Here is an 11,786-nt window from a genome sequence, read left to right on the forward strand (position 1 = left end):
ACGTCCTCCGTGGCAGGGGGGCGGGCGCATGTCCTCTGCGGCGGGGCGGGTGCACGCCTTCGGCGGCGCCGGGTGGACAGGCGCGGACAGGAGTGGACAGTCGTCGCGCCCGGCGGGTCTGGATAGTGGACAGCCCCCCGCAGGAGGCTGTGCGACATGAACCTCCTCCACCCCACACGGGCGGGGCGCCGCTCCCGGCCGACGGCCGGGCGGCGGCGGCCCCGACGCTGAACCGATGGGCCCGGCCTCACCTTGACGGGGCCGCCTGACGTTTCATCACATCCACCGAAGGAAACCCCTGCCATGACCGTCGACAAGCCCTACCTGACCGGCCACTTCACCCCCGTCGTCAACGAGGTCACGGCCACCGACCTCACAGTCGAGGGAACCCTGCCCGCCGAGCTGACCGGGCGGTTGTTCCGCAACGGCCACAACCCCAAGCCCGGTGTCACGCCCACCCACTGGTTCAAGGGCAGCGGCATGGTCCACGGCATCCGCCTGCGCGAGGGCCGCGCCGAGTGGTACCGCAACCGCTGGGTGCACACCCCCGCGTTGGAGGGCGCCCCGTACATGACGGAGCGGGGCCCCGACCTGACGGCCAGTGCCGCCGGTACCCACATCATCGAGCACGGCGGACGGCTGCTCGCGCTGTGTGAGGCGAACCTCCCCTTCGAGCTCACCCAGGACCTGGACACGGTGGGGGCGTACGACTTCGACGGCAAGCTGCGGACGGCGATGACCGCGCACCCCAAGGAGGACCCCGTGACGGGCGAACTCCACTTCTTCGGGTCCTCTCCCTTCCCGCCCTTCCTCGTGCACTACGTCGCCGACGCCAAGGGCGAGATCACCCACAGCGCCGAGGTCCCGGGGGCGACCGCCTCGCTCAAGCACGACTTCGCCATCACCCGCCGCCACGTGGTCTTCGTCGAGGGCAACGTCACCTTCGACCCCACGGACCACTCCGGCATTCCGTACGGCTGGAGCGACCAGCAGCCCGCCCGCATCGGTGTCATGCCCCGTGGGGACGACGGTGCCCGGAAGGTCCGCTGGTTCTCCATCGAACCGGGCAACATGCTGCACGTCGCCAACGCCTACGAGGACGGCCAGGGCCGCATCGTCCTGGAAGGCCCGACCGTGGACCGTGAGGGCTTCCGGCTCTCCTGGAACTGGTGGATCGGCGCGCCCGGGCGCGGCAGTGAGCCCGTCTCCCGCTCCTACACCCGCCGTTGGGTGGTCGACATGGTGGCCGGCACCGTCGACGAGCAGATCATCGACGATCTGCCGGTGGAGTTCCCGACCCTCAACGAGGAGTACCTGGGCGCCGAGAACCGCTACCACTACGCCATCTCCTTCCCCGATGAGAAGGGCTTCGGTGGGTACGGCGTGGTCAAGTACGACCGGACCACCGGCGCCCGTCGCATCCACCAGGTCGGGGACGCCCGCATGCCCGGCGAAGCCGTCTTCGTTCCCGCCACCGGAGCCACGCGCGAGGACGACGGCTATCTGCTCACGGTCGTCTCCGACCTCAAGCAGGACGCCTCGCAACTGGTGGTCCTCGACGCGTCGGGCCTCGACCGGATCGCCACCGTCCATCTGCCGCACCGGGTGAGTGCCGGGCTCCACGGCTCCTGGGTCCCCGACAGCGCGCCCGACGGATCCAAGGGCTGACCGGACTCGGAACCCGCGACGGGACGGACGTCTTCCGCCGCGGACCCGGCGCACGGCCCGGGGCGCGGTTGCCCTGCCCGATCGGGCAGGGCAACCGCGCCGCCGCCCGATCGGGCGGGCCCTTATGCTGCCGGGATGATCAAGCCGATTGAACTCGTCATATTCGACTGCGACGGTGTGCTGGTCGACAGCGAACGCATAGCGGCCCGTGTCCAGGTCGCCCTGGGCGCCGAGTTGGGTTGGCCGCTCACCGGCGAAGAGGTCGTCGACCGATTCATCGGGCGCTCGCACGCCTCCATTCGCGAGCTGGTGGCCGCCCGGCTCGGCGAGGAGACGGCGGCGATCTGGTCGGAGCGGTTCGAGCGGCTGCACCGCGAGGCCGTGGACGCCGATCTCGCCCCCGTGGAAGGGCTGCCCGAGGCCCTCGACGCCCTCACCCTGCCGACGTGCGTGGCCTCCAGCGGATCGCACGACAAGATGCGCCACACCCTGGGCCGTACCGGCCTGTACGAGCGCTTCGCCGGCCGTATCTACAGCGCCGCCGAGGTCGCCCGCGGCAAGCCCGCCCCCGATCTGTTCCTGCACGCGGCCCGGCACATGGGAGTCGATCCCGCGGCCTGCGTGGTGGTCGAGGACAGTCGGCCCGGCGTCCAGGCCGCCCGTGCGGCGGGCATGCGCGCCTTGGGGTACGCGGGCGGTCTGACTCCGGCCGAACGCCTCGAAGGCCCCGGCACCACCGTGTTCCACGACATGCGCACCCTCCCCGCCCTCATCGCCGGGCTGTAGCCTCCCCCTGCTCTGCGCGCGGGCCGGCCGCGGGCGGGGGCGTCTACCCGCGACGACCGGCTACGGCTGCGGCTACGGCTACGGCTACGGCGTGACCGGGCTGACCGTGAAGCGGTTCGAACAGACCTGGAAGGGTGTCTTGAGCAGGGCCGCGTCCTTGGAGGCGGGCGGGTAGACCTTGAGGAACGCCCCCTTGGCCAGGCACGGGCCGCCGATCGGCCCGTTCGTCGTGTGGAGGACGGCCGTGGCACCGCGCCCGGGGGCGAGGGAGACGGCGGCGGGCACCTGACCGTCCCGGTCCGCCGGCTTCCCGATCTGCTTCCGCTCCTTGTCCAGGACGCTGACGCCCGGGTACCCGAGCAGGGTGCACGGACGGTCGCCGGTGTTGGTGAAGCGCAGCGGTACGTACAGTTGCCCGGCTCCGACGTCCGGCGGCCCGGCGGACACGCTCAGGTTTCCCGGCGCGCAGGTGCTCTCCCGTACGGGCCTCTCGGCGCCGGCCGCCGGACCGACGGACACCAGCGTGACCCCTACGGCCACGGCCAGCAGGGCGGGTATCGCTGTTCGTACGGAGGTCGCCATGACTCACCTCGATCGTTCGGCCGGCGCGGACGCCGGCAGGGATGGTCGATGTCCATCCCACCTACCCGCGATGCCGCCCCCGATGCGCGCTGGGCGTCACGGGGCAGGTCGCGGCGAACCGCCGTCCAGGGCCTTGGACAAGGCCTGGCACAGCGCCCACACGCTGAGGCCGAACATCAGGACGCCCAGGGGTACATGGAGCGACGGCTTGTGCGCGATGCCGAGGACGACCTGGACGGAGGCGAGTGCGAGGAAGCCGGACGCGTACAGGATGGGGCGGGCCTCCCCGCCACCCGGCCGCCACGCCAGGATCGCGGCGAGCACGTACAGCATCGACGCCCCGTACATCACGCGCGCTCCGACACCGTGCAGCACCTCGCCTTGGGACGAGGACAGCAGCAGTCCGGCCGTGGCCGCCTGGAAGAAGATGGCCAGGGTTTGCAGGCCGATCGCGACCTGCGGGAACGTGAGTCCTCCTCTTCCCGGTGCCGCCTTCGCACGGACGGTCGTCCCGGTCGTCCCGGTCGTCCCGGTCGCCTTGGTCGTCCTGGTCGCCATGATGGGGACCCCTCTTCTGCCTCGCGGCGGTGGATCAGTAGTGTCGTCATTCGCTCTTCACTCACCTGACGACACAGGCCCCCGAAATGTGAGGCGCGGCGCCGAACTCGGTTTTCCGGTGCGGTGTTTCGCCGAGGCGGGGAGAGCGGAACCGAACGAGGAGAAACAGGGAGGCAGGAAGTGGTCGGGAGCATGGGCGCAACGTCCGAGCCGGGTCACGGCCGGCCCGAGCCTCACCTGACGGTGATCGTCGGCGAGCGGCGGCGGCTGATCAATCTCGCCTACAGGCTGCTCGGTTCGTCGGCCGAGGCCGAGGACGCGGTCCAGGAGGCCTACACCCGCTGGTTCGCGCTGTCCCGGCAGCAGCAGGAGGCCGTCGCGTCGCCCGGCGCCTGGTTGACGACGGTGGCCGGCCGGATCTGCCTGGACGTGCTCGGTTCGGCGCGGTCCCGGCGCGAACGCTACGTCGGCCCGTGGATACCCGAGCCGCTACCCGACCGAACGGAGTGGATCGGTGGGAGCGCGAGCGGTGGGGCCGAGTCGGCCGACCCCGCCGACCAGATCGTCCTGGACGAGTCGGTGGACATGGCCTTCCTCGTCGTGCTGGAGTCGATGACCCCGGCCGAACGCGTGGCGTTCATCCTGCACGACGTCTTCCGCTACCCCTTCGCCGAGGTCGCCGCGATCGTCAGCCGGACGCCGGCGGCCTGCCGACAGTTGGCGACCTCGGGCCGTCGGCGCGTCCGTGCCGCGCGGACCCCGGCGGTGCCGGCGGCCGGGCAGGCCGGTCTGGTTCGGCGGTTCAAGGAGGCTTGGGAAGCCCGGGACATCGAGGCCCTCGTCGGTCTCCTCGACCCCGATGCCACGATGACCGCCGATGGCGGCGGCCTCGTCGGAACCGTCCTGCGTCCGGTGGAAGGCGGCAGGAGCATCGCCCAGTACCTGATCCACATCGCCGCCAAGGCCCCCGGGCTGACGCTCCTGGAGCGAACGGTCAACGGCCGGCCCGGCCTGGTCGCCCAGCACACCGGAGTCCCTGTGACCGTGGCCGCGTTCGACATCACCGGCGAACGCGTCAGCCGTATCTGGGCGGTCCGCAACCCCGAGAAGCTCCGCGCGTGGACCGGCGGGGCACAGACCTGATCCGGCGACACATCCGCGGCGACGACCTGGACGGTGGAGGCCGGCACTGGAATCAGGTCGATCGTGATCGTCTCGTCCGGTACGGTCGCGGAGTCGTTTTCACTGCCGGGAGCCCCTGCGGTGCACGTGTGCTCCCCGGCGGCCACCAGGCTGAGAGCAGGTTGCTTCATGGCATGCCGTATCGGTGAACTCGTTCTCGGTTGCCGTTCTGTCTGCTCAAGGCCCGCATCCGGTGTGGGGGCAAGTCGTGATCAGGAAGGCGGGAACACATGGTCTCGGTAGTGCAGAACGTGGCGATCGACTGCGCGAACGCCTACGAACTGGCCCGTTTCTGGAGTGGTGTGACGGACCGTCCGGTACATCCGGACGTCCGACCGGGTGACCGGGAGGCTCAGGTGGTACTCGCGGAGGGCCCCGCGTTGTACTTCAATCAGGTACCCGAGGCCAGGACGGTCAAGAATCGGATCCATCTGTGCCTGCGCCCCGCGACCTCTCGCGAGCAGGAGGTGGACCGGCTGCTGAGCCTCGGTGCGACCTTCGTGGCCGACCACCGGAATCCTGATGGTTCGGGTTGGGCGGTCCTTGCCGATCCCGAGGGCAACGAGTTCTGCGTTCTGCGCGGAGAGTCCGACCGGTTGCCGTGAATCCCTGACGCCAACGGCCCACTCCCGTTCACGGAGAACGGACGAACTGTTCGCGTACCCACCGCGGATCGGGGTTGACGTGCGGCCGGCCCGCGACGACGACGGTCGGCACGGTCTCGTTGCCGTCGTTGGCCGCCCTGACCGCTGCCGCGCCGTCCGGGTCACGCCAGATGTCGACCCAGTGCAACTGGCCGGCGCCACGGCCCAACCGGATGCGCAGTCGGATGCAGTACTTGCAGCCCGACCGCCAGAAGACGATCGGCCGGCCGTCGACCGCGCTGCGGCGTTGCGCCTCCAGGGCGCTGATCGACTTCGGGAAGACCAGGGGCGAGTGCATGCCCGCGAGCAGAACGAACAGCAGCAGAAGCACCGCGGCCGCGGCGGGGGCGCCCCGGAGCAGCACCCCGGCCGCAAGGACCGAGCCGCAGAGCAGGAACAGCATCGACAAGCTCCAAGCGCGGGTCATGACGACGAGCCTATACACGAGCCGAACAGCCCTCGAACCAGGCCCTTCACGAGGGCCAGGGAGCGAACGGAAGGCGAAACGCCTGCCGTTCTCCAGGGCGACGGGTTCTTCGCGTGTGGACGGTCGCCTCGGCCTTGAGGCGTGGCCGCACCACGCCGACGCCCGGGCCGGCCGGGCGTGGTGGGCGTCCGCTCGCAAGGAGCTTGGCAAGGGCCTCGGATGATGCAAGTCTGACGATCATGAAACTCCTCATTGTCGGTGGGACCGTTTTCCTGGGCCGTGCGCTCGTCGACGAGGCGCTTCGCCGCGGCGATGAGGTGACGTTGTTCAACCGCGGGCGGTCGGGACCGGCGCCTGCCGGTGTGGAGGTGGTCCGAGGCGACCGCGAGGACGAGGCCGCCTTGCGCGCGCTGGCGGCGGATCGCACCTGGGACGGGGTGATCGACACCTGCGGGTTCGAGCCCCGTACCGTGCAACTGTCGGTCCGGGCACTGGCCGGGCACGCGGGGACGTACGCGTTCGTCTCGTCCTTCCACGCCTACGCGGACTGGCCCGCGAAGGGCGTGGACGAGACCTTCCCCCGCCACGCGTGCGCCCCGGACGCCACACCGGACGAGGTGCCGTACAACGCGCTCAAGGCCGGATGCGAGCGGGCGGTCGAGGAAGGCTTCCCCGGACGTGCCTTGATCGTCAATCCCGGCATCATCGTCGGCCCCGGAGAGAACGTCGGACGCCTCCCCTGGTGGTTGGAGACCATCGCACGGGGAGGCCGTGTACTGGCTCCCGGATCCCCGGACCGTGCGATGCAGCTCATCGACGCCCGCGACATCGCCCGCTTCCTTCTCGACCGGCTCGCCGAGGCGGGCTCCGGCCGGTACCTGACCACGGGCGTGCCCGGGAACACCACCATGGGCGAGTTGTTGCGGGCCTGCGTCGACGCCACCGGCGCCGACACCGAACTCGTCTGGGCCGACGAGAGGTTCCTGCGGGAACACGACGTCGCCCCGTGGACAGAGGTTCCGCTGTGGGTGCCGGACGCTCCCGAGGTCTCCGGTGCCTGGACCGCCTCGTCGGCCAAGGCGCTGGCCGCCGGTCTGCGTTGCCGCCCGGTCGCCGAGACCGTCGCGGACACCTGGCGGGCGCTCCACGACGGTGGGTATCCGCGACCCACGTTCCGGCAGGGTGAGGTTCCCGTCGGCCTGGACAGGGACAAGCACGACGCGGTCCTCGCCGCGTGGGATGCCCGAGGTTCGCGGGCCTGACCTGGGCGGAGTCACACCGCGGGGTGATACCCGGTCCGGTGACGGGCGGGCGGGCGTGCGGCCGGTTCCGGGCTCCGCCCGGCGATGGCCCCCGGATCGACCTGCGGCCTCGAACCTCGCCCGGGCTGGATCAGTGGTGGCCGGTCATGTGGGCGAGGGTCTGTTCGGCGCTGTCGGGGGCGAAGGCGCCGTCGATGCCTTCGGCGGCTCCTTCGGCGGCTTCGATGGAGCGCGGCAGGAGAACCTTCTCGTACGCGGTGACGGCCTGGTCGGCGGTGGGGTGATCGACGAGGGCCTGGGCGAGGTCGGCTCCGTCGAGCATCGCGAGGTTGGCGCCCATCCCGGAGAAGGGGGACATGAGATGGGCGGCGTCGCCGAGCAGGGTGAGGCCGGGGGTGGGTGCCCAGGTGTGCGGCACCGGCAGCGCGTACAGCGGGCGGTTGGTGTACCCGGCGTCGGTGTCGGTGATGAAGCCCAGCAGGTCGGGGCTCCATCCGCCGAACCGATCGAGCAGGACCGCACGTACGGCTGCGGTGTCGGTCAGGTCGAGGCCGGCGTGACGGTGCCACTCCTCGTCGACGCGCATGCCGACGGAGACGCGGATGTGGCCGCCGCTGTTGCGTTGGGCGACGAATCCCTGATTGTCGTCCAGGGCCATCATGGTCCCGTTGCCGGTGAGTTCGGCGAGTGCGGGGTGGCGGGTGTCCGCCTCGTCGAGGCTTGTTTCGACGAAGGTGACGCCCGTGTAGCGGGGCGTCGCGTCGGACAGCACGCGGCGGACCCGGGACCAGGCGCCGTCGGCGCCGATGACGAGGTCGGCGTCGGCGGTGATGTCGGTGCCGTGGGCGTCGACGAAGTGCAGGCGGTGGGTGCCGTCGCCGCGGGGTTCGACGTGGGTGAGTTGGTGTCCCCAGCGCACGGTGGTGGGATCGAGCGAGTCGAGGAGCAGGCCGCGCAACTGACCGCGGTCGATCTCGGGGTTGCCCTCCACCGTGTCGGCCTCGGGCGGGATCGCGTCGAACAGGACGCGTCCGTCGCGGCCGACCAGGCGCATCTGTTGGCCTTCGGGACGGGCCCGGGCGAGGAAGTCGTCCAGCAGCCCGGCCTGCCGCAGGGCGTGCTGCCCGGATCCGGGGTGCATGTCGAGGCTCCCGCCCTGGTCGCGGGCGGTGCGGGAGGCGTCCCGCTCGTAGATCGTCGCGGTGATGCCGTTTCGCCGCAGGATGCGGGCGCAGATCAGGCCGCCGGGGCCGGCCCCGATGATCGCGATACGGGGTGTGGTGTGGGTGGTGTTCCTGACGCTCATGACGTGCTCCGTTCGTGCCGGCCCCGCGGCTCGCCGCTGTGGGACGGGGTGTGTCGGGTGGGAGAGCGGGGCCGGGCAGTACCTCACGGCCGCCGGACCAGAAAAACACACCGACCCAATAAGTGCAACCGTTTCACTTTCAGACTCGTCCCACCAAGAGGTAGGGTCGCCTTGTGAACGACACCGATCCGAGCCTCCCGTCGGCGCCGCTGGGGCGCCGGGAGCGCAAGAAGGCAGCCACCCGACAAGCCATCGCCGATGCCGCGCTACGCCTGTTCCTGGAGCGCGGTTACGACGCGGTCGGCATCCGCGAGATCGCGGACGCCGCCGACGTGTCCACCACCACGTTGTTCAAGCACTTCCCGGTCAAGGAGGCCCTCGTCTTCGACGAGGACGCCGACCAGGAAGCCCGACTGCTCGCCGCCGTACGCGAACGACCCCGGGGCCTTTCGATCCCAGCGGCGCTGCGGGAGCACGCACTGCGCCACCGCCTGGCGGCCACCGCCGGCGACGCCCGCTTCACCGACTTCTTCGAGCTGGTGAACGGCACCCCGGCCCTGCGCGACTACCTCCAGAACATGTGGCTGCGCCACTCGACCGCCCTCGCGCGGGCCATCGCGGACGAGAGCGGCCTTCCCGCCGACGACCCCGGCTGCGCCGCCCTGGCCCACTTCGCCCTCGAGGCCCCCCGCGCCGCCCATGGCCAAGACGATGCCCGCCGGGCCCTCACCCGAGCCTTCGACCTGCTGGAACACGGGTGGTCCGATCCTTCGGGCAGCCGACGATGAGCCTCGGTGCCCGACCGTGCGACACGGGACGCCGCGCCGCCTCGTCACACGGGGGCATCGCGCGAACCCGTGCTCACGCGGGCAGGGAGGCGAGCCAGGTGGTCAGGATGGCGTTGACCTCCTCGTGGCGCTCCTGCTGGATCCAGTGGCCGCAGTCGTCGAGGATGTGCGAGGAGATCAGACCGGGCAGGGTCGTGGGGTAGGCCCGGATCGCTTCGGCCATCCAGGTGGTCGAGGCGTCCAACGCCCCACCGACGAACAGGGACGGCCGGGTGAGGGGCCTGCCTCGGTAGTCGGCGAGGTCCTCCCAGTCCCGGTCCATGTTCCGGTAGCGGTTGAGTGCTCCGACGAGTCCGGTCCGCTCGAACTCCCCGGCGTAGAAGTCGAGTTCGTTCTCACCGAGCCACGCGGGCGCGTGGCCGGCCGGGAACCGCTCACGCAGTGTCCCGCCTCGGCGGACGAAGTGCGGGTCCGGGGCGCCGGGTTCGGGCATGGTCTCGGCGGAGAAGGCGGCGTAGAAGCCCGCGAGCCACCCGCGGACGTCGGGTTCGATCTCGGCCTCGGCCCGACCGGGCTCCTGGAAGTAGGAGACGTAGATCTCCTCGTCCCCGCCCATCCCCGCGAAGATCTCGCCGGGCCGCGGACCGCCCGGCGGCGCGTAGGGAACGCTCAGCAGCCCGACCGCGCGGAACACGTCCGGCCTGACGAGGGCGGAGTGGGCGGCGATGGTCGAGCCCCAGTCGTGTCCGACGATGACCGCGGTCTCCTCGCCGAGCGCCCGCACGACGGCGACGGTGTCCTCGACCAGGTCGAGCATTCCGTACGCGGCGACGTCCTCGGGCCGGGAGGAACGCCCGTAGCCGCGAACGTCCATGGCCACCGCCCGGTATCCGGCCGCGGCCAGTACGGGGAGTTGGTGCCGCCAGGAGTACCAGGACTCCGGGAACCCGTGCACCAACAGCACCAGCGGACCCGCGCCCTGCTCCACCAGGTGGGTCCTGCCGGCGGGAGAGGCGACCACGCTATGTGTGGGGCGCGTGACCTGGTCGGGCTGCGACATGGATTCCTCCGGGCTGTCGATCGTTCCGCGTGCGGCGAGTGCGTCACCGGCCGGTGCGGGGTGGGCCCGCGGGTCAGGTGCGCAGACCGATCATGCGGCTGCCGGCGAGACCGGCGCGACTCCTGTTGCCGCCTTGGCAACGCTCGATCAAGGTCCCCACGCATCGCCGGCGCGAACAACCGGGGCCCGGGAGCCCGCGCGGCCCCACGCGGGACCGCCGGTCCGTGCTCACTCCCCCGGCAGCAGGTCCCGCAGCCCGGTCCGGAAGGTCGGGCAGTCCAGGAGGGACGGATGCCGACAGGTGAGGGCGTGACTGATGCGCTCGCGGGCCTCCCGCATCGCGTCGATGCGCCGGTCGAGCACGTCGATCCGCCCGGTGAGGTACGGGCGCACCTCCCCGGGCGCCGCCCGCAGGAGTTCCTTCAGCTCGCCGAGGGAGAAGCCGGTGGCCCGGGCGTTGAGGATCAGCGCGATCCGGTCGAGGACCTCGGGGCGATAGGTACGGCGCAGGCCGTTGCGGCCGGCCGACTCGACCAGGCCGAGCCGCTCGTAGTAGCGCAGGGCAGAGGGGGCCACGCCCGTCCGCGCGGCCACTTCCGCGATGTCGAGGAGCTCTCCGCCACTGTCCACGCCCGCGCCGCCCGCCTTGACTTGAAGTCCGGTTCAAGTGTCACGGTACCCGGGGATCGGCACGGCGGGCGCACGCCCCTGGACGCGCGGGAGAAGACGATGAGCATGAGGAACACACCGAAGGCGATGCCGGCGACGACGCGTTGGAACAGGTTCCGTACCGCCGGTGTGGCGGTGATCGCCGCCGTACGACACCCCGTCGACGTGGCGGACGCCTTCGCCGACGTACAGCGGGCGACGCGCCGACACCGGCGCGCGCACCGTTGCGGTGCCTACGCCTACGGCGAGGGGTCGTTCCCCGCCACGGTGGCGGCCGCCGTGGGGGCCCGCAGGATCGTCGAGGTGGGCACGGCGCTCGGGTACACCTCCCTGGCCATGGCGGACGCGGCGCCGGGAGCGCACGTCGAGACCGTGGAGATGGATCCTGACCACGTCCGACTGGCGCGGGCGGAGATCGCCCGGCGCGGTTTCACCGAACGGATCTCCGTCCTGCCCGGCACCGCCGAGGACGTCCTGCCGGGACTCGACGGCGGCGCCTACGACCTCGCGTTCTTCGACGGGTTCACCCCGACGCCGGCGGTCGTGGAGGACCTGTACCGGCTGCTGCGCCCTGGCGGAACGCTGCTCGCCGGCAACCTGATCCTCGGTCCGGCGCCGGCGGTGACCCGCCATCTGGCCGATCCCGCCCGCTGGCGCACGCATCCCCTCGGGGAGAGCGCGCTGTGCGTGAAGCTCTGATGAGCACCCGTCAGCGCCTTGGCCAAGAGAGGAGCGCCACGGCTTCGAGGTGTGCGCCCTGCGGGGGGACACCACCCCGTTGGGGTGGGAGTTGTGCGTGTTGGGGTGGAAGTCGCCGCCGCAGGTGTCCCGGCGAAGGCCCGCGTGGTGGAGGG

Annotated in this window: 13 protein-coding genes; 7 read left to right on the plus strand and 6 right to left on the minus strand. The window is 71.4% G+C overall.

Going from position 1 to position 11,786, the window contains the following annotated elements; translation table 11 throughout:
• Nucleotides 1–303: 303 nt before the first annotated feature.
• On the plus strand, nucleotides 304–1,668 hold the full coding sequence (locus ACFYW3_RS33545) for a carotenoid oxygenase family protein (protein WP_389388301.1): 1,365 nt from the start codon (nucleotides 304–306) through the stop codon (nucleotides 1,666–1,668).
• Nucleotides 1,669–1,803: 135 nt separating this feature from the next.
• On the plus strand, nucleotides 1,804–2,454 hold the full coding sequence (locus ACFYW3_RS33550) for an HAD family hydrolase (protein WP_351763453.1): 651 nt from the start codon (nucleotides 1,804–1,806) through the stop codon (nucleotides 2,452–2,454).
• 84 nt (nucleotides 2,455–2,538) lie between these two features.
• On the opposite strand, the gene ACFYW3_RS33555 is transcribed toward ACFYW3_RS33550, so the two are convergent.
• A complete protein-coding gene (locus tag ACFYW3_RS33555) occupies nucleotides 2,539–3,036 on the minus strand; it encodes a DUF4232 domain-containing protein (protein WP_389388302.1) in 498 nt (165 codons plus the stop codon).
• A 96-nt stretch (nucleotides 3,037–3,132) separates the two neighbouring features.
• Nucleotides 3,133–3,594, minus strand: a complete 462-nt coding sequence (locus tag ACFYW3_RS33560) for a hypothetical protein (protein ID WP_389388303.1) — start codon at nucleotides 3,592–3,594, stop codon at nucleotides 3,133–3,135.
• A 192-nt stretch (nucleotides 3,595–3,786) separates the two neighbouring features.
• On the opposite strand from ACFYW3_RS33560, the gene sigJ reads away from it, so the two are divergent.
• Both sigJ and ACFYW3_RS33570 read left to right on the plus strand, forming a co-directional pair.
• Nucleotides 3,787–4,737: an RNA polymerase sigma factor SigJ gene (gene sigJ, locus ACFYW3_RS33565; RefSeq protein ID WP_389388304.1), complete on the plus strand. Its 951-nt coding sequence runs from the start codon at nucleotides 3,787–3,789 to the stop codon at nucleotides 4,735–4,737.
• Nucleotides 4,738–5,006: 269 nt separating this feature from the next.
• Nucleotides 5,007–5,381 (plus strand): VOC family protein, encoded by a 375-nt coding sequence (locus ACFYW3_RS33570; RefSeq protein ID WP_389388305.1) that lies wholly within the window; start codon nucleotides 5,007–5,009, stop codon nucleotides 5,379–5,381.
• A gap of 28 nt (nucleotides 5,382–5,409) precedes the next feature.
• Here the strand turns inward: ACFYW3_RS33570 and ACFYW3_RS33575 are convergent, their stop codons facing one another.
• Nucleotides 5,410–5,847 carry a glutaredoxin domain-containing protein gene (locus tag ACFYW3_RS33575; protein WP_351763443.1) on the minus strand — a complete coding sequence of 146 codons (438 nt, stop codon included), beginning with the start codon at nucleotides 5,845–5,847 and terminating at the stop codon, nucleotides 5,410–5,412.
• A gap of 239 nt (nucleotides 5,848–6,086) precedes the next feature.
• Between ACFYW3_RS33575 and ACFYW3_RS33580 the strand changes: the two genes are divergently transcribed.
• Nucleotides 6,087–7,109, plus strand: a complete 1,023-nt coding sequence (locus ACFYW3_RS33580) for an NAD-dependent epimerase/dehydratase family protein (protein ID WP_389388306.1) — start codon at nucleotides 6,087–6,089, stop codon at nucleotides 7,107–7,109.
• 130 nt (nucleotides 7,110–7,239) lie between these two features.
• On the opposite strand, the gene ACFYW3_RS33585 is transcribed toward ACFYW3_RS33580, so the two are convergent.
• On the minus strand, nucleotides 7,240–8,415 hold the full coding sequence (locus tag ACFYW3_RS33585; RefSeq protein ID WP_389388307.1) for an FAD-dependent oxidoreductase: 1,176 nt from the start codon (nucleotides 8,413–8,415) through the stop codon (nucleotides 7,240–7,242).
• A 173-nt stretch (nucleotides 8,416–8,588) separates the two neighbouring features.
• Here ACFYW3_RS33585 and ACFYW3_RS33590 point away from each other — a divergent pair, with 173 nt between their 5' ends.
• On the plus strand, nucleotides 8,589–9,203 hold the full coding sequence (locus tag ACFYW3_RS33590) for a TetR family transcriptional regulator (RefSeq protein ID WP_351763437.1): 615 nt from the start codon (nucleotides 8,589–8,591) through the stop codon (nucleotides 9,201–9,203).
• A gap of 73 nt (nucleotides 9,204–9,276) precedes the next feature.
• On the opposite strand, the gene ACFYW3_RS33595 is transcribed toward ACFYW3_RS33590, so the two are convergent.
• Together ACFYW3_RS33595 and ACFYW3_RS33600 are read right to left on the minus strand one after the other, a co-directional pair.
• Nucleotides 9,277–10,263: an alpha/beta fold hydrolase gene (locus tag ACFYW3_RS33595; RefSeq protein WP_389388308.1), complete on the minus strand. Its 987-nt coding sequence runs from the start codon at nucleotides 10,261–10,263 to the stop codon at nucleotides 9,277–9,279.
• Between the two features lie 228 nt (nucleotides 10,264–10,491).
• The gene (locus ACFYW3_RS33600) at nucleotides 10,492–10,893 is read right to left on the minus strand and encodes a MerR family transcriptional regulator (RefSeq protein ID WP_389388309.1); all 402 of its coding nucleotides are present in this window, start codon (nucleotides 10,891–10,893) and stop codon (nucleotides 10,492–10,494) included.
• A 105-nt stretch (nucleotides 10,894–10,998) separates the two neighbouring features.
• Between ACFYW3_RS33600 and ACFYW3_RS33605 the strand changes: the two genes are divergently transcribed.
• Nucleotides 10,999–11,631 (plus strand): O-methyltransferase, encoded by a 633-nt coding sequence (locus tag ACFYW3_RS33605; protein WP_389388310.1) that lies wholly within the window; start codon nucleotides 10,999–11,001, stop codon nucleotides 11,629–11,631.
• Nucleotides 11,632–11,786 lie beyond the last annotated feature (155 nt).

It is taken from the genome of Streptomyces sp. NPDC002602, assembly GCF_042889445.1.
In the GTDB taxonomy this organism is placed as follows: domain Bacteria; phylum Actinomycetota; class Actinomycetes; order Streptomycetales; family Streptomycetaceae; genus Streptomyces.

Coding starts and splice junctions, on each gene's coding strand:
- ACFYW3_RS33595 (WP_389388308.1), bottom strand. CDS start 10,263: ATGTCGCAGCCCGACCAGGTCACGCGCCCCACACATAGCGTGGTCGCC.
- ACFYW3_RS33585 (WP_389388307.1), bottom strand. CDS start 8,415: ATGAGCGTCAGGAACACCACCCACACCACACCCCGTATCGCGATCATC.
- ACFYW3_RS33575 (WP_351763443.1), bottom strand. CDS start 5,847: ATGACCCGCGCTTGGAGCTTGTCGATGCTGTTCCTGCTCTGCGGCTCG.
- ACFYW3_RS33560 (WP_389388303.1), bottom strand. CDS start 3,594: ATGGCGACCAGGACGACCAAGGCGACCGGGACGACCGGGACGACCGGG.
- ACFYW3_RS33605 (WP_389388310.1), top strand. CDS start 10,999: ATGAGGAACACACCGAAGGCGATGCCGGCGACGACGCGTTGGAACAGG.
- ACFYW3_RS33550 (WP_351763453.1), top strand. CDS start 1,804: ATGATCAAGCCGATTGAACTCGTCATATTCGACTGCGACGGTGTGCTG.
- sigJ (WP_389388304.1), top strand. CDS start 3,787: ATGGGCGCAACGTCCGAGCCGGGTCACGGCCGGCCCGAGCCTCACCTG.
- ACFYW3_RS33580 (WP_389388306.1), top strand. CDS start 6,087: ATGAAACTCCTCATTGTCGGTGGGACCGTTTTCCTGGGCCGTGCGCTC.
- ACFYW3_RS33545 (WP_389388301.1), top strand. CDS start 304: ATGACCGTCGACAAGCCCTACCTGACCGGCCACTTCACCCCCGTCGTC.
- ACFYW3_RS33570 (WP_389388305.1), top strand. CDS start 5,007: ATGGTCTCGGTAGTGCAGAACGTGGCGATCGACTGCGCGAACGCCTAC.
- ACFYW3_RS33555 (WP_389388302.1), bottom strand. CDS start 3,036: ATGGCGACCTCCGTACGAACAGCGATACCCGCCCTGCTGGCCGTGGCC.